The sequence below is a fragment of the Altererythrobacter sp. CAU 1644 genome (assembly GCF_029623755.1).
GTDB lineage: Bacteria > Pseudomonadota > Alphaproteobacteria > Sphingomonadales > Sphingomonadaceae > Erythrobacter > Erythrobacter arenosus.
The window spans coordinates 2,038,640-2,062,895 of the sequence record NZ_CP121106.1; the positions used below are offsets into that span (position 1 = coordinate 2,038,640).

General features: G+C 65.2%; 25 protein-coding genes. 16 read left to right on the forward strand and 9 right to left on the reverse strand.

Annotation, left to right across the window (positions count from 1 at the left end):
• Positions 1–50: 50 nt before the first annotated feature.
• Both P7228_RS10190 and P7228_RS10195 read right to left on the reverse strand, forming a co-directional pair.
• Positions 51–1,454: a flavin monoamine oxidase family protein gene (locus P7228_RS10190; protein WP_278015133.1), complete on the reverse strand. Its 1,404-nt coding sequence runs from the start codon at positions 1,452–1,454 to the stop codon at positions 51–53.
• A gap of 7 nt (positions 1,455–1,461) precedes the next feature.
• Positions 1,462–2,391, reverse strand: coding sequence for a DUF1838 family protein (locus P7228_RS10195; protein ID WP_278015134.1), 930 nt, complete (start codon positions 2,389–2,391; stop codon positions 1,462–1,464).
• 89 nt (positions 2,392–2,480) lie between these two features.
• Between P7228_RS10195 and P7228_RS10200 the strand changes: the two genes are divergently transcribed.
• From P7228_RS10200 to P7228_RS10220, 5 genes are read left to right on the forward strand one after another with little or no spacing between them, the layout of a single operon-like run.
• A complete protein-coding gene (locus P7228_RS10200; RefSeq protein WP_278015135.1) occupies positions 2,481–3,362 on the forward strand; it encodes an HpcH/HpaI aldolase/citrate lyase family protein in 882 nt (293 codons plus the stop codon).
• Positions 3,355–3,864, forward strand: a complete 510-nt coding sequence (locus P7228_RS10205) for a MaoC family dehydratase (RefSeq protein WP_278015136.1) — start codon at positions 3,355–3,357, stop codon at positions 3,862–3,864. The genes P7228_RS10200 and P7228_RS10205 overlap by 8 nt, the downstream gene beginning before the upstream one ends.
• A gap of 12 nt (positions 3,865–3,876) precedes the next feature.
• The gene (locus P7228_RS10210) at positions 3,877–5,061 is read left to right on the forward strand and encodes an acyl-CoA dehydrogenase family protein (protein WP_278015137.1); all 1,185 of its coding nucleotides are present in this window, start codon (positions 3,877–3,879) and stop codon (positions 5,059–5,061) included.
• A gap of 12 nt (positions 5,062–5,073) precedes the next feature.
• Complete coding sequence (locus P7228_RS10215) at positions 5,074–6,291, forward strand: CaiB/BaiF CoA transferase family protein (protein WP_278017750.1); 1,218 nt, start codon at positions 5,074–5,076, stop codon at positions 6,289–6,291.
• 5 nt (positions 6,292–6,296) lie between these two features.
• Positions 6,297–7,400, forward strand: a complete 1,104-nt coding sequence (locus P7228_RS10220; protein WP_278015138.1) for a CaiB/BaiF CoA transferase family protein — start codon at positions 6,297–6,299, stop codon at positions 7,398–7,400.
• 8 nt (positions 7,401–7,408) lie between these two features.
• Here P7228_RS10220 and P7228_RS10225 read toward each other — a convergent pair whose 3' ends face one another.
• Positions 7,409–8,167: a GntR family transcriptional regulator gene (locus tag P7228_RS10225; RefSeq protein WP_278015139.1), complete on the reverse strand. Its 759-nt coding sequence runs from the start codon at positions 8,165–8,167 to the stop codon at positions 7,409–7,411.
• A gap of 41 nt (positions 8,168–8,208) precedes the next feature.
• Between P7228_RS10225 and P7228_RS10230 the strand changes: the two genes are divergently transcribed.
• Genes P7228_RS10230 through P7228_RS10280 form a run of 11 tightly spaced genes read left to right on the forward strand, consistent with a single transcriptional unit; the run spans position 8,209 to position 17,925 of the window.
• Entirely contained in the window at positions 8,209–9,435 is a 1,227-nt protein-coding gene (locus P7228_RS10230) for an MmgE/PrpD family protein (RefSeq protein ID WP_278015140.1), read from the forward strand.
• Positions 9,432–10,718: an MmgE/PrpD family protein gene (locus tag P7228_RS10235; protein WP_278015141.1), complete on the forward strand. Its 1,287-nt coding sequence runs from the start codon at positions 9,432–9,434 to the stop codon at positions 10,716–10,718. The genes P7228_RS10230 and P7228_RS10235 overlap by 4 nt, the downstream gene beginning before the upstream one ends.
• Positions 10,715–12,082, forward strand: coding sequence for a phenylacetate--CoA ligase family protein (locus P7228_RS10240; protein ID WP_278015142.1), 1,368 nt, complete (start codon positions 10,715–10,717; stop codon positions 12,080–12,082). Before P7228_RS10235 ends, P7228_RS10240 begins: the two co-directional genes overlap by 4 nt.
• Positions 12,079–13,224 (forward strand): amidase, encoded by a 1,146-nt coding sequence (locus P7228_RS10245; RefSeq protein ID WP_278015143.1) that lies wholly within the window; start codon positions 12,079–12,081, stop codon positions 13,222–13,224. The genes P7228_RS10240 and P7228_RS10245 overlap by 4 nt, the downstream gene beginning before the upstream one ends.
• A gap of 3 nt (positions 13,225–13,227) precedes the next feature.
• Positions 13,228–13,536: an REDY-like protein HapK gene (locus tag P7228_RS10250; protein WP_278015144.1), complete on the forward strand. Its 309-nt coding sequence runs from the start codon at positions 13,228–13,230 to the stop codon at positions 13,534–13,536.
• A gap of 2 nt (positions 13,537–13,538) precedes the next feature.
• Positions 13,539–14,339, forward strand: coding sequence for an SDR family NAD(P)-dependent oxidoreductase (locus P7228_RS10255; RefSeq protein WP_278015145.1), 801 nt, complete (start codon positions 13,539–13,541; stop codon positions 14,337–14,339).
• The gene (locus P7228_RS10260; protein WP_278015146.1) at positions 14,339–15,211 is read left to right on the forward strand and encodes a polysaccharide deacetylase family protein; all 873 of its coding nucleotides are present in this window, start codon (positions 14,339–14,341) and stop codon (positions 15,209–15,211) included. Before P7228_RS10255 ends, P7228_RS10260 begins: the two co-directional genes overlap by 1 nt.
• Entirely contained in the window at positions 15,208–15,966 is a 759-nt protein-coding gene (locus P7228_RS10265; RefSeq protein ID WP_278015147.1) for an enoyl-CoA hydratase/isomerase family protein, read from the forward strand. Before P7228_RS10260 ends, P7228_RS10265 begins: the two co-directional genes overlap by 4 nt.
• Positions 15,963–16,862, forward strand: coding sequence for a VOC family protein (locus P7228_RS10270; protein WP_278015148.1), 900 nt, complete (start codon positions 15,963–15,965; stop codon positions 16,860–16,862). The genes P7228_RS10265 and P7228_RS10270 overlap by 4 nt, the downstream gene beginning before the upstream one ends.
• Positions 16,862–17,617, forward strand: a complete 756-nt coding sequence (locus tag P7228_RS10275) for a hypothetical protein (RefSeq protein WP_278015149.1) — start codon at positions 16,862–16,864, stop codon at positions 17,615–17,617. The genes P7228_RS10270 and P7228_RS10275 overlap by 1 nt, the downstream gene beginning before the upstream one ends.
• The gene (locus P7228_RS10280; RefSeq protein ID WP_278015150.1) at positions 17,614–17,925 is read left to right on the forward strand and encodes a YciI family protein; all 312 of its coding nucleotides are present in this window, start codon (positions 17,614–17,616) and stop codon (positions 17,923–17,925) included. The genes P7228_RS10275 and P7228_RS10280 overlap by 4 nt, the downstream gene beginning before the upstream one ends.
• 9 nt (positions 17,926–17,934) lie before the next feature.
• Here P7228_RS10280 and P7228_RS10285 read toward each other — a convergent pair whose 3' ends face one another.
• From P7228_RS10285 to P7228_RS10310, 6 genes are all read right to left on the reverse strand, one after another.
• Positions 17,935–18,792 (reverse strand): cupin domain-containing protein, encoded by an 858-nt coding sequence (locus P7228_RS10285; protein ID WP_278015151.1) that lies wholly within the window; start codon positions 18,790–18,792, stop codon positions 17,935–17,937.
• Positions 18,793–18,798: 6 nt separating this feature from the next.
• A complete protein-coding gene (locus P7228_RS10290) occupies positions 18,799–19,776 on the reverse strand; it encodes a quinone oxidoreductase family protein (RefSeq protein WP_278015152.1) in 978 nt (325 codons plus the stop codon).
• A gap of 4 nt (positions 19,777–19,780) precedes the next feature.
• Complete coding sequence (locus P7228_RS10295) at positions 19,781–20,419, reverse strand: hypothetical protein (RefSeq protein ID WP_278015153.1); 639 nt, start codon at positions 20,417–20,419, stop codon at positions 19,781–19,783.
• 110 nt (positions 20,420–20,529) lie between these two features.
• Positions 20,530–21,162, reverse strand: coding sequence for an isochorismatase family protein (locus P7228_RS10300; protein WP_278015154.1), 633 nt, complete (start codon positions 21,160–21,162; stop codon positions 20,530–20,532).
• A complete protein-coding gene (locus tag P7228_RS10305; RefSeq protein WP_278015155.1) occupies positions 21,162–22,361 on the reverse strand; it encodes a CaiB/BaiF CoA transferase family protein in 1,200 nt (399 codons plus the stop codon). Before P7228_RS10305 ends, P7228_RS10300 begins: the two co-directional genes overlap by 1 nt.
• Positions 22,358–24,256: a hydantoinase B/oxoprolinase family protein gene (locus P7228_RS10310; protein WP_278015156.1), complete on the reverse strand. Its 1,899-nt coding sequence runs from the start codon at positions 24,254–24,256 to the stop codon at positions 22,358–22,360. The genes P7228_RS10305 and P7228_RS10310 overlap by 4 nt, the downstream gene beginning before the upstream one ends.

A 24,256-nucleotide genomic window follows, 5' to 3' on the forward strand; every position in this document is an offset into this window, starting at 1 on the left:
AGGCGGAGAAACAGAGGGCGGGGGCTGCGGCTCCCGCCCTTTTTCTTGCGTTAAAGGCTTTCGATCACGGCGCGCGCCGCACGTTCGCCGCTCTCAAGCGCGCCCTCCATGCCGCTCGAGTGCTGAGCCAGGTGCTCGCCGGCGAAGTGCAGGCGCCGCCCCACGAACCGCGTGGCTTCGGCAAGCTTGCCCGCCATCCCCGTCCCGATGTGGTGGTAGATCCCGCGCGCGTAGGGCGACTTCTGCCAGCTGAAAAGGCGCTCGACCTTGAGCTGGCCTCTTGCCGAAGGGCGCATGGCCTCGATCCGGGCGACGATCTCCTGCGCGGCAAGTTCGCTCGGCATGCGGTCAAGCTGGTCGGCGCCCGCGCCGGTGGTCCACAGCTTGAGCATCGGCGGATTGTCGCCCAGCACGAACACACGTCCGATCAGCGGATCGTCGGTCCACAATGTGGCGGGAAGTCCGTCGGCGAGCCAGAACGGTTCGCGGGCCGAGAGATAGGCGAAGCTGGCGCGCGTATAGGGAAGCTCGGCGATCATCTGGGCGAGGGCGGGCGAGAGTGGGGAGCTGATCGGTAGATCGCGCAGCGCGGCGAAAGGGACGGTGCAGATGCAGTGCCGTGCGCGGAGCGTGTGGTCGGAGAAGCGCAGCGTGACACCGTCGCTATCTTCACTGATCGCCTGCGTCGTTTGGCCGAGCCGGGGCGCCGCGGCGAGAGCTGCCGCCATCGCTTCGGGCAATGCCTGCGAACCGCCCGCGATGGTCGCGACCGGGCCCGGTTGCGCCCGGAAGATTGCGATGGTTCGCGCTAGGTGGACCTGCGACATCCCGGCCAGCGTGTTGCCGTTGAGATTGGCTTCAATCAGGCGCAGCGCCTCCGCACTCGCGCCCGCTGTCGCAAAGGAGTCGCGGAGGGAAATGTCGGCTTGCGGGGGCAGGTCGAGCCAATCTGCGGGCTGTGCCAGTGATGGCAGCGCGCGCGAAAACTGGCGCCCAAGCGAGGCTGGTTCGATCGCCCGTTCGGAGCCTGCCAGCCGGTTTGCCGGACTATCCGGCCAGCCGGTCGTTCCGACGGTGACGCCGTTCACGTGATAGGCATTGCCCGGCAGGCTGGCGATGCCCGCGCCTTCCCCGGGGCCGTCCTCCAGCGCTACTCCAAGCTCGCCCACGATGCGTCGAAGGATCGCGTACCCCGGTCCGACCTGGATTCCGCCCGCTTCGGGCGCACCCGGGAGGTCGCGCAGCGTGTGCAGCCGGCCGCCCACGCGATCGGCCGCCTCCAGCACGACCACGCGCGCACCGGAGCTTTCGAGTAGGCGTGCGGCGGACAGGCCCGCCAGCCCGGCGCCGATAATCGCGACATCGGCGTCGGTCCTGCCCCACGCGATACGCGGCGCCGCTCCGGCCAGGATGGCGGCAGATCCCCCCGCCAGGAAGCTGCGCCGGGTGGTCATCGCAGGATCAATGGCCGCCGGTCTTGCCGGGGGATTCGCCGGCAGCTTCGCGCCGCTGGTCCTCGAGCAGTTTGAACTTGGTCCAGGTCGTCTCATTGGGCCGCGTATCGTCCGCCGGCGGAGCATCTTCGTATATCGGATAGTTGGCGCGGATTTCATTCTTGAGCACGTCCGGCAGTTCCTCGAACCCGCCCGGAAGCTTCCGACCCATCGCGTTGAAGACCATGATGCCGGGCCGCGAACCCATCTTCATCCACGGCGCCCATTGGGAGATGCGAACCCAGCTCACCATGGGGTAGGCCGGTTTGCGGCTGTCGAACAGCTCGTCCTTCAGCGCGGCGAAGTCGAAAATCTCCATCGCGTGATACTGGTTACCGACATAGTCCTGGTACTCGCCACCGAGCGGATTGGTGTAGAACAGCGGCACTTCGAACGGCATGAAGACATAGGGGCCTTCCTCGCGCAGCGTCGGCAGGCGATAGGGCGCGCCGCTCGAAGTGGTGGCGAAGCTGGGGCGCTGGTTCACCGGATCATTGTAGATCTGCATCACGTTGACGGTCTCGCCGGTGTAGGGGTTCTCCCACTGGCTCACGACTTCGCCCGTCTGCGGATCGAGCATCAGCATGATCTCGCGGCTGATCAGCTTCCAGCCGGTGCCACGCTCGGGATCCTCGACCGACACGCAGCGGCGGATATTCATGCCTTCGCCCTTGAACAGCAGCTTGTCGCGCTGGCCCGGTGAACGGCCATAGATGTTGCCCGACCAGTGGTAGACCGCCGTCTCGCCATCCTCGACGCCGCACTGGATGCGCTTGGAAATTTCGAGCGCGTCCTCGGGATTGGAAGGATCGAGCGTGCGCGCCTGGGCAGGGCTGCTCAACGCGATCCCGGCAACGCCCAGTGCGGCGGCCACGGCGAACTTCTTCAACTTGCTCATCTTATTCCTCTCCCGGGGATTTTCGGACCTCAAACTTGTCCGGACAAAATGACAATTCGTGCTTGACTTTAGATTTGTCCGGACAAATTGTGAAGCTCGAATTTTCCCGGATTGCCGGGATGCCGCTTGGGACCGTTGCCTTTTCGATGTTTGCTGCCTCCAGCCTGTTGTTTGTCCCCGGTTCGCGTCCGGACCGCTTCGCCAAGGCGGCGGCTGCGGGTGCGGGCCTGGTCGTGATCGACCTCGAGGACGCGGTCGGTCCGGCAGACAAGGAGACGGCGCGCGAGGCGGCGCTCGAACAGGCGGCGCAGGAGCCGGGCAGGTTTGCGGTTCGCATCAATGCGGTCACGACTGCGGCAGGGATACGCGACCTCGCAGCTCTTACTGTTGCTGCAACCTTGCCGCGCACGCTGATGGTGCCGATGGTCGAAAGCGCGACCGAGCTGGACGTGGTGGCCGGGGCGCTGGGCGATCGCTGCCCCGAACTCATTCCCCTGATCGAGACTCCGCGGGGATTGCGCGATGCGCTCGCGATCGTCGGGCACGACAAGGTCTCGGCGCTGATGTTCGGCGGCGCGGATTTTTCGGGTGAACTGCGCGTTGCGGTCTCGTGGGAACCGCTGCTCGCGGCCCGCCAGGCGCTGGTGCTGGCGTGCGCCGAGGCGCGCAAGCCGCTGATCGATGTGCCATTTATCCATCTCGACGACGAGGAGGGGCTGGTGCGGGAATGCGTGCAGGCGCGCGCCATCGGCATTACGGCCAAGGCGGCAATCCATCCCCGCCAGGTGCCGACGATCGAGGCGACGTTCTCTCCCACGGCGGAAGAGATTGCCGAAGCCAGGGAAGCCTTGCAGGTGTACGAGGAGAACGGCGGCAAGGCCGTTCGCCACAAGGGGCGCATGCTGGAAGCCCCGATGATCAAGACCTATCGCGCGATCATTGCGCGAAGCGAGGGGCAAGCGAATGCGTGACAGTTATGTGGAAGTCTCCCCCGGCAGGTTCCGCGAAGTGCAGGGACGCTACTTCGAGGATTTCGAAGTGGGGCACGTCTACGAGCACCGGCCCGGCCGGACGATTACCGATGCCGACAACGTGTGGTTCACGCTGCTGACGATGAACACTCATCCGGCGCATTTCGACTATGAGCTGTCGAAGGACACCGAATTCGGCAAGCCACTGGTCGTCAGCCCGCTCACCATCGCGCTGATGACAGGCATGAGCGTCTCCGACACCAGCGGCAAGGCAATCGCGAACCTCGGCTGGGACGAGGTGCGGATGACCAAGCCGTTGTTCGTCGGGGATACGCTCTATGCCGAAAGCGAAGTGCTCGAGAAACGCGAGAGCAAGAGCCGTCCGGAACAGGGCATCGTGACCTTCCGGACCACCGGCAAGAACCAGCATGGCGAGGTCGTGAGCCACTACAAGCGCAGCGTGCTCGTGTGGAAGCGCGGGCACGGCAATCTCGACGATTGAGGGATCAGGATCATGGCAACCGCAGCGGCATTGGAAAACCAGATACGGACGATCGATCCGGACGAGGAACGCGCCTTCCTCGACGCGATCGACCGCTGGCTGGAGCGCGAGGTGATCCCGGTCATCCAGCACCACGATCACGGCGATATCTGGCCCGAGAAGCTGGTCGAACAGATGGCCGAGATGGGTCTGTTCGGCGCCACCATCGGGCAGGAATACGGTGGCCTCGGCCTGCCTGCCACGACCTATGCCAAGATCGTGATGCGCATTTCCAGCTACTGGATGGCGATCACCGGCATCTTCAATTCGCACCTCATCATGGCGGCCGCGGTCGAGCGCTTCGGCACGCCGGAGCAGAAGGCCAAGTGGCTGCCCAAGTTCGCCACCGGCGAAATTCGCGGCGGGCTGGCGCTGACCGAACCCAACGCCGGCACCGACCTGCAGGCGATCCGCAGCGTCGCGGTGCGAGATGGCGACGACTACGTGATCAACGGCACCAAGACGTGGATTTCTAACGCGCTCAACGGCTCATGCTTCGCCATGCTGGTGAAGACCGATCCCAAGGCTGAGCCGCGCTACAAGGGCATGAGCCTGTTCATCGCCGACAAGCGGGATGGCCTCACCAACGGCAAGAAATTCGACAAGCTTGGCTACAAGGCGATCGACAGCGCCGAACTGATCATGGAGGACTACCGCATCCCCGCCGACCAGCTCATCGGTGGGGTCGAGGGGCAGGGCTTCTTCCAGGCGACCGGCGGGCTCGAGCTGGGCCGGATCAATGTCGCTGCGCGCGGCGTCGGGCTTGCCGAAGGCTCGCTGCGGCTGGCGACCGAATATGCGCAACAGCGCGAGACGATGGGCAAGCCTATCGCGGAGCACCAGGCGATCCAGCTCAAGATCGGCGAGATGGCGACCCGGGCGCGGGCTGCGCGGCTCCTGACGCTTGATGCCGCCGAAGCCTATGACCGGGGCGAGCGCTGCGACAAGGAAGCGGGCATGGCGAAGTTCTTCGCCTCCGAAGCCGCGGTCGAAAACAGCCAGGAGGCGATGCGCGTCTATGGCGGCTACTCCTATTCCAAGGAGTACGACATCGAGCGCTATTATCGCGACAGCATGCTGATGTGTATCGGGGAGGGAACCAACGAGATGCAGCGGATCATCATCGCCAAGCAGCACTTCAAAGAAAACCCGATCTAGCCGGTGGGCGATATGCACCTTCCGCTTTCCGGCTTCCGCGTCATCAGCGCGGAACAATACGGCGCGGGCCCCTATGGCACGATGTTTCTCGCGCAGATGGGCGCCGAGGTTATCAAGATCGAACCGCCCGGCAAGCAGGGCGCCGATGGCAGGCGCGTGGGCGCAGGCGATACGGCGCGCGCAGTCGGGCCTCATTTCCTGCGCGAAGGCGAGAGCACCTATTTTCAGAGCTTCAATCTCAACAAGCGCTCGCTGACGCTCGATCTCGGGAGCGAGCAGGGCCAGGGGATCCTGCGCAAGCTCGCAGCGACCTGCGACGTCGTCGCCAACAATATGCGCGGCGATCTGCCCGCGCGGCTCGGGCTGGATTACGCCTCGTTGAAAGACGTCAATCCGGCGATCGTCTGCGCGCATCTGTCGGCCTATGGCCGCGACAACGCCCGCGCCAAATGGCCAGGCTATGACTATCTGATGCAGGCCGAAGCGGGCTATTGCCAAATGACCGGCGAACCGGGCGGCGATCCCCAGCGGATGGGCCTGTCGATGGTCGATTTCATCACCGGCACGATCTTCTGCATCGGCCTGCTCGGCGCGCTGGTCGATGCGCAGCGCAGCGGCAAGGGGCGGGACGTCGATACCGACCTGCTCAGCGCGGCGGTCCACCAAACGAGCTATCCGGCCCTGTGGTACATGAATCACGGCGACGAGACACAGCGCACCCCACGGTCCGCCCATCCAACTGCCACGCCGAGCCAGATGTTCAAGGCTGCCGACGGCTGGATGTTCGTGATGTGCCAGCTGCCCAAGTTCTGGGACATTCTGCTCGAGCGGCTCGGGCGCGAGGACCTGCGCGCCGACCCGCGCTTCGCCAGCAACGCGCTGCGCCTGCAGAACCGCGCGGTGCTGACCGAGTTGCTCGACGCGCATTTCAGCCAACAACCGATGGCGCATTGGCAGGAGCTGCTTGCCGGTTTCGTGCCGGTTGCTCCGGTCTATGAGCTGGGCGCGGCGCTCGACAATCCGTGGCTCGAGGAAATCGGAATGCGCGACCGCGTCGCCCATCCTGACAATCCGGACCTGCAGGTGCTGGCGAGCCCGCTCAAGTTCGATGGCAAGCGCCCGCCCAATCGTGCTGCGCCGCTGCTGGGGGCCGACAGCGACGCCTTGCTCGAACAGCTTGGCTACGGGCCTGAAGAAATCGACTCGCTGCGCGCCAATGGTGTTATCTGAGAGCCATGGGAAAACTTAGCGGAATCAGAGTCGTCGACCTTACCCAGTTCCTGCCCGGCCCGATGATGACGGTGATGATGGCCGATCAGGGTGCAGAGGTGATCAAGGTCGAACCGGCGGCCGGGGATCCGGCGCGGGTGCAGGCGCCATTCGATACATATGACGGTGCAGAGCAATCGGTCTGGTTTGCCAACCTCAATCGCGGCAAGTCGAGCCAGGTGCTCGATCTCAAGAGCGAGCAGGGCAAAGCGCGCCTGCGCGATCTGGTCGCCGGCGCGGATGTGTTCGTCGAGGGGTTTCGCCCCGGCGTGATGAAGCGGCTCGGCTTCGATTACGACAGCGTAAGGGCGATCAAGCCTGACATCGTCTATTGTTCGATTTCCGCCTTTGGGCAGGAGGGCGCGCTGGCGCACCATCCCGCGCACGACATGGCAGTGCAGGCGCTGGCCGGGTTCCTGTCGGTCAATGACGGGCCGGATGGCACGCCGGTGGTCCCAGGCGCGCCCAGTGCGGACATGGCCGCAGGGCTGACGGCGCTATCGGCCGTGCTGATGGCGCTGGTCGGGCGCGAGCGGACGGGCGAGGGCGCCTATATCGATTGCGCCATGTTCGACAGCATGCTGCCGTGGTGCGCGCATACCGCCGGGAGCGCCATAGCAGGCGGCAAAAGCCCGAAATCGCAGTCGCAGCGCTCGCTTGGCGGCGCGGGCTTTTACCAGGTCTACGAGACGAGCGACGGAAAACATGTCGTGCTGGGTGGGCGCGAGCTTCATTTCGCGCGCAACCTCCTCACTGCACTGGGGCGCGAGGACCTGATCCCCATCGCCGACCAGCCAGCAGGCGAACAGGGCGAGTTGATCGCTTTCCTGCGCGAGAGTTTTGCGACGAAATCCCGCGCCGAATGGGTCGACTGGTTTGCCGACAAGGATGTCGCTTTCTCGCCCGTGCTCGACTTTCGCGAAGCATTCGACGAGCCGCATATCGGCGAGCGCGGCCTGTTGGTCGAAGGTGCAGGTGGAGGCAGGCACATCGCTCCGCCGATCCGGTTTGCGGGTGAAGATTGGTCGCCCGGGAAGGTGCCGGAGCTGGATTCGGGTGGGCCCGGATGAACCGCGCTTCAGCTATCGACGTCGATATGCATCGAATAAGCGAAGCGATCGCCGGGATGGTGGCTGACCGAAATCTCGAACACGCTGCCCTGGTTGTCGATGTAGCAGCGCAGGATCTGCAGCACCGGCGCGCCTTCCTCGATCTCGAGCGCCTTGGCGGTCGCGGCATCAGCCGCCAGCGCCTGGATATCCTGCGTCACGGTCGCCGCACTGACGCCGGTGAGTTTCTCGATCTGGCTGAACAGGGTCTGCGAACTGGCATTGAGGTCGAGCGAACCCGCCTCGACGCCCAGCCGTTCGTGAATATAGGCATCGGTCGCCGCGATCGGGAGCTCGCCGAAGCCCTGCCGGCGAACGCCGCTGAACTTGGTCCAGACCCCGCTGGTGTCCGATGCAATCTGTTCGGCAATGGCTTCGGGCAGGGTGCTCGTTCCGGCCTCGGCATAGATCACCGCGCTGCCGCGAGCATATTGCAGCAGTTCGCCGACATTCGAGAGCGGCTGGTGCAGCGCGCCGCCGCGCGCCGCCGCCGGCTGGACGGTCGTGCCGGACCCCCGCTTGCGCTGGATCAGGCCTTCCGCTTCGAGCCTCCGCAACGCTTCCCGCACGGTGAAGCGGCTCACGTCATGCTGCTTGCACAGCGAGGTTTCGGTCGGAAACTGCGTGCCATTGGCAAACTTGCCGCCAAGGATCGCCTCGCGAAGTTCGCCCGCGAGCTGCAGATAGCGAGGAATTTTGGCTGCTTTGCGGGCAGGCTTGGTGGCCAAGTGAGACTCCGTCGAACCGTTCTAGGGCTTGGAGCGGCGGCATGAGCGACCCGCTGCTCGCAATACTTGTCCGGACCTTAGCGCGGCCCGTCGGCAAAAGCGAGCGCCAGCGCGCGCGTCTCCACCTTCTCGACTGGCTTGCCTGTGTTGCCGGCGCCCGCGACACCGAAGCGGGCCATCTCGGCAGCGCGATTTCCTCCCAGCCGTGGGAACGGGCGACCTATCTCGGCAATGTGCTCGAGATGGACGATGTGCACCGCACCGCCTTGCTCCATCCCGGCCCGGTCGTGTGGCCCGCGGCGATGAGCATGGCCAGCGCATCGATCGAGCAGCGGCTCGACGCAGCGGCGCGCGGTTACGAGGCGATGATCGCGATCGGTGCAGCGTTCGATGCGCATCACTATGCTCACTGGCACCCGACCGCGACCATGGGCGTGTTCGGTGCTTGCGCGGCGTTCGGTTCGCTGATCGGTTTCGCCCCGATCGAGTATGCCAATGCGCTTGGCAACGCCGGATCGGTGGCTGGCGGATTGTGGCACATGCGACACGACGATGTGCTGACCAAGCAGTGGCATATCTATCATGCAGTGCGAACCGGCAGGGATGCCGCGCTGCATGTCCACTATGGCGCGACCGGGCCGCAAGGCGTTCTCGAAGGTCCGCAGGGGCTGTTTGCGGCGATGACCGAGACACCGGGTGACCTCGCATCGAACGGAGACGGCTGGCTGATCGATCAGGTCAGTTTCAAGCCCTGGGCCGCCTGCCGCCATGCGCATCCGGCCATCGATGCGGCGATGGAACTGCGCCAGGCCGGCAAACTGGAGGCGCCCTTTGCGGTCGAAACCTACGCCGATGCGCTGGCCTTTTGCGACCGGCCCGATCCGAAGACCGAACTCGATGCCAAGTTCTCGCTGCAGCATGCCGTGGCGGTAGTGGCGGATGGCAGAAGTGCCGAGCCGCAGGATTTCACCGAGGACGCGATTTCCGCGCTCGCCGGGCTGCGTGCGCAGGTGACGGTTGCTGAAGATCCGGGGATCACTGCCCGCTATCCGGCGCATTTCGGCGCGCGGGTCAACGGGCTCGAACTGGTCGACACGCTCGGCGATCCCGAGCGACCGGTCGGCGAGAAGGAGATTGTCGCCAAGCTGCACAGCCTCGCCAAATGGGGTGGACTGACCGAGGCGCAGGCAGAGCGGGCGGTCTCGTTGGCCCTACACGGCGACGACGCTGCTGCACTCGACAGTCTGCTCGAGGAGTGGACGCGGTGAGCCCCACGCAGCGCCTTCTCGAATTCGCGGGTGCCGACCACACCCTGCCGGAACAAGTACGGGCCGATACGGCGCGCCTGCTGGCCGATACTCTGGCGGTGGGCGCGGCGGGTGCGAACGCACCGGGAGCCGACGCGATACTCGCTGCCGCCCGGGCAATGGGATCGGGCGCGGAGGCGCGCCTGATCGGTACCGATGAACGCCTGCCTGCGCCAGCGGCGGCGTTCGTCAATGGCTACCGCATTCACTGCCTCGAATGGGATGCAGTGCACGAGCCCGCCGTGGTCCATGCGCTCAGCACCGTTGTCGCCGCGCTCGGTGCCGCGATCGACCGGAAGGGCGGCTGCGATCCGGAGGAAGCGCTGGCGGCGCTCGCCATCGGCGTCGACGTGGCCGCGGGGCTGGGCCTTGCCGCTAGCAGCGGGCTGACCTTCTTCCGCCCCGCTACAGCGGGCGTGATGGGCGCCGCGCTCGCCGTAGCGCGGATCGACGGCGCGCCGCTCGCTGACACGCTCGGTATTGCCTATTCCTCCGCCGCCGGGACGATGCAGGCGCATGTCGAGGGGCTGGCGACATTGCCGTTCCAGATCGCCAACGCCGCCCGCGCTGCCGTCACCGCGAGCGACCTCGCCCGCGCCGGTTTCCCCGGCCCGAAACACCCGCTGGAGGGCGAGTTCGGCTATTTCGCGCTGTTCGAGGATGGCGACCTGTCGCGCTACACCGATCGCCTTGGCGTGGTCTGGCGGATCAGCGAAGTGAGCGTGAAGCCATTCCCCTCGGGCCGCGCCAGCCACGGCGCGCTTGGGAAACTGGAAGAACTCGCACTCGATCCCGAAGCCGTCGAACGCATCGAGCTTGCCTGCCCGCCGCTGATCCGGCGGCTCGTTTCGCGACCCTACCAGCCCGACATGACGCCCGCCTATGCGCGGCTCTGCTTGCAGTGGCTCGGCTCGCTGATGCTGACCGATGGCCGCATCGACCCGCGCCGCTTCACGGCCGAGCACATGGCCGATCCCGCCCTCGCAGCGCTCGCGCAGCGCTTCGTACTCGTGCCCGATGGCAATGAGAATCCCAATGCGCTCTTCCCGCAAGCGCTGGTGGTGACGCTGAAGGACGGATCGCAGGAGCGCCACGAGATTGCTGCGACGCTCGGCAGCCCCGCCAATCCGCTTTCGCCCCAGCAGGCGCAGCACCGCTTGGCGCTCGCTCGCGAACTCGCTCCGCCCGATGCCGACCCGCGCATCTTCGACGATCCGCTGTCCTATTTCACGAAAGCCCTATGACCTACCCGACCTATTTCGAAGCCCTCGACGCCAGGCAGATGCTCGCCGATTACCCGGTCGGCGAGGGATTCATCGCGCGCTACAAATCGATGAGCCGCGACGAGCTGTTTGCGATCCAGGATGCCCAGTTCCAGCGGCTGATGAAGCGCGGCTGGGACGTGCCCTTCTACCGGCGGCTGTGGAGCGCGCAGGGTATCGAGCCGGGCGACATCGCGGGGCTGGCCGACATCGGCAAGCTGCCGGTCTACGACAAGTCCGACCTGATGGCGTCGATCGCCGAGCATCCGCCCTATGGCGATTTCCACGGGATGGGCGATCCCGCGACGCGCAGACCCTCGGTCTTCCACACCACCAGCGGCACCACCGGCAAGCCGCAGGTGCTGATGTTCGGGCCGAAGGGGCGCGAGGTCGGCAACCTGCTGGTCGGGCGCATGTATCGCTGGATGGGGCTGGAGCCGACCGATGTCGTCCAGTCGGTCTATGGCCACGGTATGATCAACGGCGGTCACTACATCCGCGAGGCGGTGACCAAGTTCACCAATTCAATCTTTCTCTCGGCGGGCACGGGCATCGAGACCCGCAGCGTCAACCAGGTTCGGCTGATGGCCGATTTCGGCGTCACCTGCCTCGTCGGCTTCGTCGACTATATCCGCAAGCTGGCCGAGACGGCCGAGGCAGAGGGTCTGTTTGACCAGATCTCGATCAAGATGATCATCGGGCATCTCGGCACGGAGGATCGCTCCGCCACCGAACAGGCGTGGCACGGCGCCAAGGCCTATGACTGGTACGGCGTGGGCGACACGGGTTCGATCGCGGGCGAGGGGCCCGAACGCGACGGCATGTATGTGTGGGAAGACGCGCAATATCTGGAACTGCTGGGCGTCGATGACGGCAAGCCCGTGGCGCATGGCGAAACCGGCGACATGGTCGTGACCTGCCTCTACAAGGACGACGTCGCGCCCTGCATCCGCTTTAACACGCACGACATCACGCATGAGCTCGACGGGCGCGGCGAGATCGCCTTCAAGCGGATCGCGGGCTTCCGCGGGCGCAGCGACAACATGGTCAAGTTGCGCGGGATCAACGTCTTCCCGCACGCCATCGGCGCGATCATCGAGAACCGCGCGGACCTGACGGGCGAATACGTCTGCCACCTCACCCGTGACGACAGCGGGCGCGATTCGATGCGCGTTACGCTCGAAAGCCGGGGCGGCAGCGACCGGGGCGCGCTGGCCGAGGTACTGAAGCAGGGATTGGGCGTCGAAGTCGACGTGGTCCTTTGCGAGCCGGGCGGCACTGCCTCTGTGACCGAGATCGACACGCGGCAGAAGCCGCTGCGCCTGATCGACGAGCGCGCCGGATGATCGACCGCTACAACGCCTTTGCCTTTCGCGACGGGAGCGCCGTAGGCGGAGAGGGTCCGCTGGCGGGCCTCACCGTCGGCGTCAAAGCGAACATCGCGGTGCGGGGCATGCCTTACCATGCCGGGATCGGCGCCTGGGAAGATCGCATCGCCGAGCGCGATGCCGAGGTCGTGACCCGCTTGCGCCAAGCTGGCGCCGCCATCGCGGGCGTCCTCCACATGGAAGAGGCCGCGCTCGGTTCGAAGAGCGACAACCCGCATTTCGGCTCGGTCATCAACCCCCACCGTGACGGATATTCGCCGGGCGGATCCTCGGGCGGCAGCGGCGCGGCGGTGGCGGCGGCCCTCGTCGATGCGGCGCTCGGCACCGATACCATGGGCTCGGTCCGCATCCCGGCGGCGCATTGCGGCGTCTACGGTTTCAAGCCCGCGACAGACCACGTTAGCCAGGACGGGCTGATCCCCGCCGATGCCTCGCTCGATGCGATCGGGCCGCTGGCGCGCGATCTCGACACGCTCGAACAGGTCGCACGGGTCATGAGCGATTTCGGCGATGGGCTCGAGCCCTTTACCGGCGCAACGCTGGTCGATCACGGAGTCGAGCTGCACCCAGAGGTCGCGCGCGCTTTCGACCGGGCGCTGTCAGCGCTGAAGGCAGAGCCGGCATGCGAAACGCTGGAAGACCCGAACGGCCGTATCCGCTTCGCCGGTTTCATCCAGGTTTCCAAGACCCTGGCGGAGGACCTGGCGGATGTCGCAGTATCCGATCGCTTGGCGAAGCTGCTCTCCTATGGACCCGGGCGGAGCATCGAGGATTGGGCGAAGGACCAGCTCGTGCTGACCCGCACGGCGGAAGCGATGCATGCGATCATCGCCCGCCACGGCTTCCTGATCCTGCCGACCGCCCCCAACCCGCCATTCCCGCATTCCGAACCCGAACCCGCCGCGCAGGCCGATTTCACCTGCCTCGCCAATATTGCTGGCCTGCCCGCGCTAAGCCTGCCGATGGGCTGGACCGAAGATGGCCTTCCGCTCGGAGTCCAGCTGGTTTGCGGGGCCGGGTTCGAGAAGGGCCTGTTTGCCATGGCCCGCTATCTCGACAACAATCTGCGTGCCTATCGCGCGCCACTCGAAGGAGCCTGAACCATGCGCATTATCTGCCTGTTCAATCTGAAGCCGGGCGTCAGCGTCGCCGAATATGAGGAATGGGCCAAGACCCGCGACATTCCGACCGTCAACGGGCTGGGCTCGGTCGAGAGCTTCACCGTGCACAAGGCGACCGGCGTCTTCGGCGACGACAGCGCCAAACCGCATTTCGAGTATATCGAGGTGATCGACATCAAGGGCATGGACGCCTTCGTGGGCGACATTTCGACCGAGGACTTCCAGGCCGCCGCAGCTCCGTTCCAGGGCTATGCCGATGCGCCGCAGTTCATCCTGACCGAGGATCTGTGACAATGGGCCGGTTCGCGGGCAAGACGGTGGTCGTCACCGGCTCTGGCAAGGAAAAGGGGCTAGGGCAGGGCGTCCTGCAGGCCTTTGCAGACGAGGGCGCGAATTGCATCGTCTCCGACCTCGCGATCGACGCCGAGGCGGAGGGCGTGGCGGAAGAACTGCGTTCGCGCGGCGCGGAAGTTGCGGCGATTGCCTGCGACGTGTCGAAGGCGGATCAGTGTGCTGCGCTCATCGCCGAAGCGGCCAATCACTTCGGCAGTGTAGATATTCTCGTCAACAACGCCGGGATCGGATTCAAGATGAAGCCGCTGCTCGATGTCGATACGAGGGACGAGTGGGACCAGGTGATCGCGGTCAACCTCTCCGGCGCGTTCTACTGCACGCAGGCAGCGGCCCGGCAGATGGTCGAGCAGGGACGCGGCGGCCGGATCATCAATATCGCCAGCCAGGCGGCGAAGACCGGCTTTCCCCATCTGCCCGCCTATGTCTCTTCAAAGCACGGCATGGTCGGGTTGACGCGAGCGAGTGCGGTCGAACTCGGCGCGCATGAGATCACAGTGAATGCGATCTGTCCCAACCATGTGACCACCGGCCTTGGCGCGCAGCAGAACGAGTATTTCTCCAAGCTGCTGGGCTTCGACACGGTGGAGGACTACCTTGCCAATATGAGTGCGAAGAACCCGATGGGCCGCCCGGGGCTCCCGTCCGACACGGCGGCGGCGTGCCTGTGGCTAGCGAGCGACGAGGCCTTTTATGTCACCGGTGAAGCGCTCAACGTCAGTGGCGGGGAGGAGATGCACTGATGCCGCTCATCGAAGAACGCATCGACTGGCCGGGCGGTGCCAAGCTGGCGCTCAGCGTGGTCGTCAATGTCGAGGAAGGCAGCGAGATGACCATCGCGCGGGGCGATCGCGGGATGGAACCGGTCGATGAGCTGGGCGTCTTCGTGAAGTCGAAAATGCGCAATTACTCGAATGAATCCAACTATCTCTACGGCATCAAGGCGGGCGCGCCGCGCATCGTCAAGCTGCTGAAAAAATACGACATCATGGCGAGTTGGACGGTCGCGGCAATGAGCCTCGAGAACCATCCCGAGATCGCCGGAGCCATTGTCGATCTGGGCCATGAACCGATCAGCCATGGTTGGCGCTGGATCCACCAGTTCAAGATGGACGAGGAGGAAGAGCGCGAATTCATCCGCAAGGCCGTTACCAGCATCGAGAAGACCTGCGGCGTCAGGCCCTATGGCTGGCTGTCGCGCTATCTCCTCACCGACAATACGCGCCGGCTCTTGAGCGAGGAGGGCTTCACCTACCACATGGACGATTACAGCGGCGATGTGCCCTTCTGGGATCGCGATACCATCCCCGGCAAGCCCATGTGCATCGTGCCCTATCAGCTCGACAGCAACGACATGAAGATGTGGACCGATCCGGCGCTAACCCCGCACCAGTGGCTGGACTATGCCAAGGCCAATTTCGACCAGCTCTACCGCGAGGGTGAGGAAGGCAATCCCAAGATGATGAGCCTGGGCCTGCATCTGCGCATCATCGGACGGCCGGGTAGGATCTGGGCGCTGGAGGAGTTTTTTTGCCACGTCCGGGCGCACGACGGCGTGTGGGTGACGACGCGCAAGGCGATCGCGGACCATTTCATGGAGGCAAATCCGGCATGAGTGTGCGGCTCGAGAAAAATGGAGCGATTGCCCGGCTGGTGCTTGACCGGCCCGAGGCGAGAAATGCGATCAACATGGACATGTGGCGGGCCTTTCCGGGGCTCATTGCCAACGCCGTGTCCGATCGCTCAATCCGCGTGCTCGAACTGCGCGCGGCGGAAGGGTCGGGTGCCTTTTGTGCCGGCGCAGACATCAAGGAACTGCTTGCCAATAAGGACGACATGGATTGGCGCGACGCCAACCAGGCCGAGATCAACCGGGTCCAGCACGAACTGGCGCGCGCGGCGATCCCGACCGTCGCCTTCGTCGATGGCGATTGCGTAGGCGGCGGCTGCGGCCTTGCGCTGGCTTGCGACATTCGCGTGGCGACCAAGCGTGCGCGGTTCGGCATCACTCCCGGCAAGCTGGGGCTGGTCTATCCGCTGCACGATGTGAAGCTGCTGGTCGATCTCGTCGGGCCGGGACAGGCCAAGCGTATCCTGTTCACCGGGCAGTTGCTCGATGCCGCCGAGGCGCAGCGGATCGGCTTGATCGAGATCATTGCCGACCAAACCGACGAACTGATCGAGGATATCCTGGCCGCCTCGACCTATTCGGCGATCGAGAACAAGCACTTTGTTCGCCGTGTGCTCGATGGGCAGGTCGATGACGACAATCACACCCTGCGCATGTTCGGTGCAGCCTTCACCCGCGAGGACTTCGAGGAGGGTACCAGGGCCTTCGTCGAGAAGCGTAAGCCGAGTTTCCGCGGATGAGCATCGCGCACGGCACCATCCTCGGGGGGCTTTCGACGGTCCCTGACCTCGAGCAGGCCTTGCGCGCCTATCGCGACGTTCTGGGCCTGGAGCTGGTCGAACAGAGTAAGATCGATGCCGGGCTCGCGGCGTGCTGGGGCTGCCCCGCGAATGTCGGATCGCCCTATGCAGTGCTGCGCCCGGTGAGCGGCGAACCCTGCTGGTTTCGGCTCGTCGAGCAGCCGGACCATCCCGATTTCCGACCGACGCGAAGTTTCGGCTGGGCCGCGTTCGAATGCACGGTGGAGGACGTCTGGCGCTGGCCTGACGCCCTACCTGAGGATCTTTTCACCATCGTCGGGCCGCCCAAGAACATCGAAAACATGAAGCCGACCTTCATCCCGATGCAGGCGCTGGGGCCGGGGCGCGAGATGATCTACCTCAACCAGGTGCTGGTGCCAGAATCCGACCTGTTGTTGCCGCCCGCGCGCTCGCCCGTCGACCGCATCTTCATCTGCGTACTGGCGGCGACCGATCGCGAGAAGGCCATCGCCTGGTACCGCGAGGCACTTGGCCTTGAACGGGGGGCGGATTACACCATCCCCTACACGATGATAAACAAGGCCTTCGAGCTCGCGCCGGACACATTGACGACGCTGACGATGATCCAGCACGCGCGGATGCCTATCGTTGAGATCGACGATTATCCTGCCGCAGCAACCGAGCGTCCGCGCCATGCGGATATGCTGCCGCCGGGGAATGCGCTGGTGACGCTGGCGATGCGCGACCTCGATACCTGCCAGGTCGAATGGATTTCGCCTCCGTCCGACCGGAGCGGGGCGCTTTATGAGGGCCGCCGGGTAGCGACCACAGTCGGGCCAAGCGGGGAGCTGGTGGAATGCGTGGAGGTGGGATGATGAAGCGACTGCTTGTCTCGATCCTTGCGGCGCTGTCCTGGGCAGCGGCGGTGCAGGCGGAAACTCCGCCGCATGGCCCCCGCGCCATCGTCGAGAGGGCGATCGCGGCACATGGCGGGGAGGGCTGGCTCGAACCGGGCACGCTGATCCTCGCAGGCGAGGCCGAATTCTACGACCCGAAAACAGGTGCGGTGCGGAGCCGGTCGAACGATTACCGCATGTGGCGCGAGTTCGACCGTGACCGCCAGCAGGCGCACAGCGCCGAAGGCAAGGTCCGCATAACCGCCCGCGATGGCGAGCGGCTGATCTTCGAAGTCGGTTTCGATGGAACCACGACCTGGACCGAGCGCGGCATCCTGCCCCAGGCCGAGGCCGACGCCTATTGGGCTAACAATTTCGGCTTCGGCATCATCCGCTCAGCGCTGGCCGAGGGGTTCGTGCTGGAAAGCGCGCCGACACGGAATGTCGCTGGGCATGAAGTCGATCTCGTGCGTGTCATCGATCCTGGCGGACAGCCAACCCTGTTCGGTTTCGACCGTGAAAGCGGCTTCATCCGCTATCTCGGCTTCTCGAGTCCGCGCGGCTTTCACGAGCGGATCTACGACGATTTCGTGCGGCTGCCCGAAACCGGCTGGGTGCAGGCACGGGAAGTGACGCTGCTCTACGACGGAGTGAAGAGCAATACGGTTTTCTGGAAGCAGGTCGCGGTGGGTGAGCCCGTTGATGCCGCGGTCTTTGCGCCGCCGCAGCCATGAGCCGCCTGTTCGCCTTTCACTGCCTTGATGGCGAGAACGGCGCGGCCTTGCGCGAGCGCCACCTGTCGGCGCATCTCGCGCATGTAGAGGTCCACATTGGCGATTACGCGGTGGCCGGTCCACTCAAGCGCGATGGCAACACGGTCGGCTCGCTGCTCGTGATCAAGGCCGATGACGAGGCCGAAGCGCGCGCCAAATTCCAGGCCGATCCCTACTTCGCCGCGGGTGTCTGGCAATCGATCCGGGTGAGCGAATTCTCCGCGGTCGCGGGTGACTGGGTCGGCGGTGCCGCCTGGAAGCGCCCTTAGACCCAGCCTTCAGTAGTTCGCCTGAGGCACGAAAGGTGTTTCGGCGAGGTGGGCGAGTTCGGGTGGCAGGATCGGGCGATAGGTTGCGTCGAAGTCGAACGGCGCCTCATCCTTGGTCCACACGTTCACATGCTTGCCACCGACGAAACGGATCAGCGAGGTCGCGCCCCAGCGCGCTCCGAAGGGGCCATGCGCGATGCCTGGGGGACGCCAGAAATAAGCGCCCGGATACATGGTGCCCTGCGGTCCGGTCAGCGAGCCGCCGAGCAGGAAGGCCTCCTCCACAACCGGATGCATCTCCTGCGGTCCCTTGTCCTCCGGCGGCTTGGCCTGTGGCAGGATCAGAGAGAGGAAGGTTCGTTCGCCGGTGTTCGGATCGGTCCGCAGGTTCTTGCGCCCGATGCCGAGGTGGCGGAGATTGGGGTCGTTGAGCGTCATGTCCCAGCTCATCTTGCCCGCATCGAGATGCTGCACCGCGCGGGGTGACATTTCCGCCGCGCCGTCACCCGGCTCGAACACCAGTGTCGGCTCGCGGTCGTAGAAGGCGAGCACGACGCAGCCCTGCGGAGCGCGCATCTCGTGCCTTGTCCACCCCGACGGGAGGAAGGCGTAGCTGTCCACCGGATAATAATGCCCGTCCATCTCCAGCGCCCCGTCGAGCACGAAGAACTCCTCGTCGGCGAGGATGTGCTCGGGGCCTTCGCGCGACCATCCAGGCGGGTAACGCAGCAGGATCGAGCACGCGCCGTCGGCGGGATCGCGGCTGAGCAGCTTGTATTCGGCATCGGGCCGGGCAAGCCCGGGGCCGATGCGCCGCCACGGCAGCATCTGTGCGAACAGGAATTCGATGTGACCGCGTTCGAGCATGGCGGATCAGGGTAGCAGGACGGTCGAGCCCGTCGTGCGGCCGGCTTGCAAGTCTTCATGCGCCTTGGCCGCGTCCTTGAGTGCGTAGGTCTGGCCGATCGTGACCGACAGGGCGCCGCTGGAAAACATGTCCCAGACACGCTGGGCTCCGGCGGCTCGCTCTTCCGGTTCCTCGTAATAATGGAACAGCATCGGGCGCGTGTTGTAGAGCGAGCCTTTGAGCGCGAGGACTCCGACATCGACTGCCCCCACTGGTGCGTCGGCATTGCCGAAATTGATGATCAGCCCGCGCTTGCCGGTTGCATCGAGCGAAGTTTCCCAGGTCGAACGACCGATCCCGTCGAAGGTCACGCGCACGCCAGCACCCCCGGTGATTGCGCGCACACGCTCGGCGGTGTTCTCTTCCTTGTAGAAGATCACGTGGTTCGCACCGGCGGCTCGGGCGGCTTCGGCTTTCTCTTCCGTAGAAACTGTGCCGATGACTTCGGCCCCGATGTGGTTGAGCCATTGTACCAGGAGCAATCCGGTACCTCCTGCCGCGGCATGCACCAGCACCGGCCAGCCTGCTTCGACCTTGCCGCAACGCTCGACCAGGAATTCGGTGGTGCAGGCCTTGAGGATCGCCGCGGCTGCCGTCTTGTCGTCGATGTGATCGGGCAGGCGGAACAGCTGGCTCGCGGCAATGTTTCGACGGGTCGCGTAGGCGCCGAGCAGCGGACCGAAAGTCGCAACGCGGTCGCCGATCGCGAAGTCACCCACGCCGTCACCCACGGCAACGATCCGTCCAGCCGCCTCGAGGCCCATCCCGCTCGGGAGCTCGACCGGGTAGATCCCGCGGCGATGGTAGGTGTCGATATAGTTGAGGCCGACCGCGGCATGCTCGATCGTGACTTCGCCCGGGCCCGGGGCGGGGAGTTCCTCATCGATCCATTCGATGACTTCGGGGCCGCCATGTTGCCGGAAGATCGCGCGTGTCGTCTGCATGGTCTCAGGATCCCTCGGTCTGGCTGGGCGAGCGGCTGCAACTCGCCTGCACCCAGCGCAGGTTGACCCCGACCATGCCAGCATCCGGCGATGCCCAGCTGTAGCTGACGGCGCGAACCGGGTCATCCTTGTGGACATAGAGTACCAGCGCCGGCTTGTTACGGCTGCCCTTGGCCCAGGTGACGTTGCGCAACCGGATCGTCACGTCCGGCGCCAAACCCTCGCCTGGGACGGAGATGCGCCCGCCCTGATCGAAATTGGGCAGGTTGCGGATGAAGCTCCAATCCTCGCTTCCATCCGGCTTGCCCGCGAACCGCAGGACAGAGATCCAGCAGAAGAATTCGCGAGCCGGGCGCAGTTCGCTGCCAGCGATCTGCCAGCCTCCGGTTTCGCGCGGGGCAAGGCCAGGGATCGGCCCTTCCTGCCAATCGCCGAGCGGCTTGCGGAAGGCATCGATCGACCGCCACTTGCCACCGTCAGCGAGTTCGAAGCCGACCCATTCGGGTCGATCGCGGCCTTCCTCTTCGGCGAAGTATTCGTCTTCGGTGTTGGTCCAGATGCCGGGTGACAGGCGATCTTCGGCGGCGAGCGGATCTGCTAGCAGGGTGAGGGCGAGCAGCGCTCCGAGGGGGCTCTTGTGCATCCGTCCTGCATACCGCCTCACAATTAGCTTGGGAAGAGTTGTCCGGACAAATTTAATGTAGGGCAGAATCGACCGGGTGATCGCGGCCATGCGATCCAGCCGCGCAAACCCTAGTCCGTGCCGATAATCCCCAGCGCTTTGACCGATCCGATGACCTCGGCATATTTGGCCTGGAGATCGAACAGGTTTGCTTCGTGCGGGTCGGGGTGGCGGTCGGCGCAGGCCTCGCGCACGACGAACGGAACGAAGCCATACTGCATCGCGTCGAGCGCCGAGGCGCGCACGCAGCCCGAAGTCGAGAAACCGCCGATCAGCAGCGTGTCGACCCCTTGGTCGTGCAGTTGTTCTGCCAAACCGGTGCCGAAGAAGGCGGAAGGGTATTGCTTCGTGACGACCCTATCGGCTTCCCGCGGTACAAGCGCTGGCGGGAAGGCGCCAAGCGGCGAACCGCGGTCGAACACCTTCAGAACCGGCGTCTTGCGGTAGAACACGCCCCCATCACCGCCGCCGGGTTCGTATTCGACATTGGTCAGGATCACCGGGATGCCATTAGCCCGGCACGCGTCGGCCAGTTCGCTCGCGACCGCGACCGCTGCGGCGGCGGTTTCGCAATAGAGCGGGCTGTCGGAAACGAGATAGGCCTCGACCATGTCGACCAGCAGCAGCGCGGGGCGCTTGCCCGGCTGCAAGTGCCCGTCGAATGTCCCGGCGTAATTCTCGTCGCGGCCCGCTTCGCCGGCCATCAGATGATACACCGCTCGGCGAGGTCCGCCCGCGCCTGCGCGTCCAGCCCGAGCAGCTCGGCGTAGATCTCGTCATTGTGCTGGCCCGGCTCTGCGGGGGCAGCGCGGCGAATGCCCGAGGGCGTGCGCGACAGCTTGGGGAAGGCGTTCTGCATCTTGAGCTTGCCGTGGCGCTCGGTCTCGACCTCGACGATCGCATCGCGCGCCCTGAAGTGCGGGTCGGCCAGCATGTCCTTCGCGGTATAGACCCGGCCGGCGGGGATCGAGTGATCGATCATCGCCTGTTCGACCTCGTCGATCGTGAGGCTTCCCGTCCACTCGTTGATCAGCTCGTCGAGCTCGGTCTGGTGCTTGCCGCGCGCGAGATGCGTCGCATAGCGCGGGTCGCTCGCCAGTTCGGGCTGGCCCATCGCCTGCGCCAGCCGCGCGAAGATCTCGTCCTTGTTCGCCCCGATCATGAACGGGCCGTCCGTGCAGGAATAGACGTTCGATGGCGCGATACCCGGCAGGATCGAGCCCGAGCGTTCGCGGATGTAGCCGTTGCGGTCGTATTCGGGGACGAGCCCTTCCATCACCTGCAGCACCGCCTCGTAGAGCGCTGTGTCAACGACCTGGCCCTCCCCCGTGCGCTCGCGGTGGTGGAGCGCGGCGAGCACCCCCATCGCGCCATAGGTCGCGCACAGCGTGTCGCCGATCGAGATGCCCATGCGGGCGGGCGGTCGGTCGGGCTCGCCCACGATATAGCGCCAGCCACCCATCGCTTCGCCGATACCGCCGAAACCGGCGCGGTCCGAGTATGGCCCGTCCTGGCCATAGCCCGACATGCGCGCGATGATCAGGCCGGGGTTGTCGCGGTGCAGCTCGGCGGGCGACAGGCCCCATTTCTCGAGCGTGCCGGGCTTGAAATTCTCGACCAGCACGTCGGCGGTGGCGATCAGCTTGCGCGCGAGGTCCTGCCCTTCCGGGACGCGCAAATTGCAGGTGACCGAGCGCTTGTTGCGTGCGATCACTTCCCACTGGACCTTCTCGTCGCCCTGGCCCCACAGCCGCATCGGATCGCCCGCTCCCGGCGGTTCGAGCTTGATCACATCTGCGCCCATGTCGCCCAGCAATTGCCCGCAGAAGGGGCCGGCGAGCAATTGCCCCATCTCGATGACGCGAATGTCGGCCAAGGAGCCCTGGGGAGGCGCGCCGTTCATTCGGCGGCTTCCCTGATGTCGTCCGAGGGGTGCCATTCGGGCTGGATCGGGGCGGGGAGGCCGGTCTCGGCCTCGCAATTGGCGCGCAGGTCGTCGATCCCCGGGCCGTAGTCGAACAGCGGCAAGTCGCCGCGCTCGGCCTTCATCTTATCGCGCAGACCCGCCGTGGCGGCGGCATCGAGCGCGCCATCATCGCTCGCCACCACGCCATAGGCGCGCGCGCCCTCGGCCGAGACGAGCCCCTGGCGGATTTCGAGCCCGACCAGTTCGGGATCCCGTTCGAGCGGGTCGCCCCAGCCGCCGCCGCCCCAGGTGATGTAATGCAAGAGGTCGCCGGCCTTCACCGACACGTCCTCGACCTTGTTGCCGGCGATCTCGGTCGTGCCGTCGGTCCGCTCGATGACCTTCTTCGCGCGCATGCCCGGATGGCCGCCGTTGACGCCCCAGGGCGGCACGAACCAGCGGTCGTCATGGATCGCGATCTGCCCATCGGCGAGGAAGCGGTAGGTCATGTGAATGCCGTTGCCGCCGCGGTGCAGGCCGGCTCCGCCGCTGTCCGGTTCGGTCGAATAGCGCTCGATCCGCAAGGGGAAATAGCGCTCGAGGAACTCGTTGGGCACGTTGGTGAAGCCCGGCCACAGCGAATGCCCGTCGGGCCCGTCGCCCAATGGCCGCCCCGGGATGCCGCCAAAGCCGATCTGGAACAGCTGGAACCACTCGCGCTCTTTCCCGCCGCGCGTATCCCAGCCGGAATAGAACAGGTGGGGCGAGGAGGAGAAGCCCGCGGCGTTGAGGAATTCGGGCGTCTTCTGGCCCAGCAGGCCGCCGAGGATGTCGAAGATGCGGCCGAGCGCGTGGGTGCGACCCGACAGGGCTGCCGGGAATCTGGGTTTGAGCAAGGAGCCTTCGGGAATGCGCACTTCGATCAGGTCGTAGAACCCGTCGTTGAACAGGATCTGCGGGTCGAAGACCATGATCATGTAGATGCCGAAGAACATCTTGAACATGTTCTCGTTGAGGTAGAAATTGATCGAAGCGGCCGACTGCGGATCGGTCCCGTCGAAGTCGAGCACGACCTTGTCGCCTTCGCGCCACATGGTGCATTTGATCTTGTAGGGGCCGTAGCCCTTGCCATCGTCGCAGATGTAATCCTCGAAGCTGACCGGCTCCTCCGCCACGGCCATGCCGATCAGCGCTTTCATCGCGCGGTAGTTGCGGTCGAGCAGTTCCTGCGTGGCGGAATAGTAGACGTCGTCGCCGAAGCGATCGGCCATCTCGATCACCCGGCGAGCGGCGACGCGGCAGGAGGCGATCAGCGCGTTGAGATCGGCCTGGCACCAGTCGGGCTTGCGCGTCTGGTGCATGACGAGGCGCATCAGGTCCTCGTTATATTCGCCCTTCTTCCAGATCTTTACCGGGGGAATGCGCACCCCTTCCTCGAAGATCGAACTCGCGCCGATCGGCATCGAGCCGGGGACCATGCCGCCGATATCGGACTGATGGCCGAACATGGCGGTATAGGCGATCAGGCGCCCGTCCTTGAACACCGGCAGCAGCACCAGCCAGTCGTTCGAATGGCTGATCGCGCCCTCGCAGGAATAGGGGTCGGACAGGAAGATCATGTCGCCATCTTCCAGCGTGTTGTCGTAGCCCTTGAGGAAGCCGTCGATGAAGCTGCCGAACTGGCCGACGATCATCTTGCCCGCTGGATCGGCGATCAAGGGAAAGGCGTCGCCCTGCTCGCGGATGCCCGGCGACATGGCGGTGCGCACCAGCGTCGCGTCCATTTCGATGCGCGCGTTCCTGAGCGCGTTCTCGATGATGTCGAGCGTGACCGGGTCGATCTTGACCTTGTCGAAGGGCTTGTCGTTCGTCTCGATGATTTGTGCCGGCAT